General features: G+C 70.9%; 2 protein-coding genes. One reads left to right on the plus strand and one right to left on the minus strand.

Going from position 1 to position 826, the window contains the following annotated elements; genetic code table 11:
- A partial coding sequence (locus ABD323_RS42285) for an esterase (protein ID WP_344447374.1) occupies positions 1-220 on the plus strand: 220 nt, incomplete at its 5' end.
- Positions 221-412: 192 nt separating this feature from the next.
- Here ABD323_RS42285 and ABD323_RS42290 read toward each other — a convergent pair.
- The coding region (locus ABD323_RS42290) for a GNAT family N-acetyltransferase (protein ID WP_344447375.1) at positions 413-826 on the minus strand (414 nt) is incomplete at its 5' end.

Consider the following 826-nt stretch of genomic DNA (forward strand, 5'->3'; position numbering starts at 1 on the left):
GATCCTGCTCAGCTGGGAGCCCGTTTCCCACAGCGGAATGGATGTCACCGCCCACCTCGGCCTGGCCACCGCCGAGGTGCTCCTGGCCGCCTGGCCCGCGGCTCCCGATGACCGGTCGCGTCTGGTGCGCCCCACCCTCGCGGAGGTCACCGTCTTGTGCGCCGCCTTCAAAGTGGCCACCGCCGCGCTCGAGTACGCCAACCACCGCACGCGCTCCTGATCACCGAGACCACCGGGCCGCCCCCGTACCCCAGCCCGAAGTGACGAGGAGCGCCACCAAGCGAGCGGTGGTGCTCCTCGTCACTTGCGGCCTGAGGCGGTTGCTGCCGGGCGGGCGGGGGTTCGCGATCACGCCGGGACCGCGCTCATTCCCGGCTGCCGTATGCCTCGGCCGGTCCAACGACGTGCCCACTCACGACACTCTGCTGCTCCTGCGTTCGAGCAGCAGGACGTCGCGCCAGGCGCCGTGGTGGCGGCCGATGCGTTCGCGCGTGCCGATGATGCGGAAGCCGGCGCGCTGGTGGAGCGCGATACTGGCGGTGTTCTCGGGGAAGATGCCCGACTGGACGGTCCAGATCCCGGCCGCCTCAGTGGAGTTGATCAGGACGTCCAGGAGAGCACGGGCGATGCCTCGGCTGCGGGCGTCGGGGTGGACGTAGACGGAGTGCTCGACGACCCCGGCGTACGCGCACCGGTCGGAGACGGCCGAGGCCGCGATCCAGCCCAGCACCGTGCCGTGTGCACCAACGGCGACGAAGCGGTGGTCGGGCAGTTTCGCGGCGTGGAATGCCTGCCAAGTGGGGGCGGTGGTCTCGAAGGTGGCGTT

The organism is Kitasatospora nipponensis, from assembly GCF_039528135.1.
Classification (GTDB): domain Bacteria; phylum Actinomycetota; class Actinomycetes; order Streptomycetales; family Streptomycetaceae; genus Kitasatospora; species Kitasatospora nipponensis.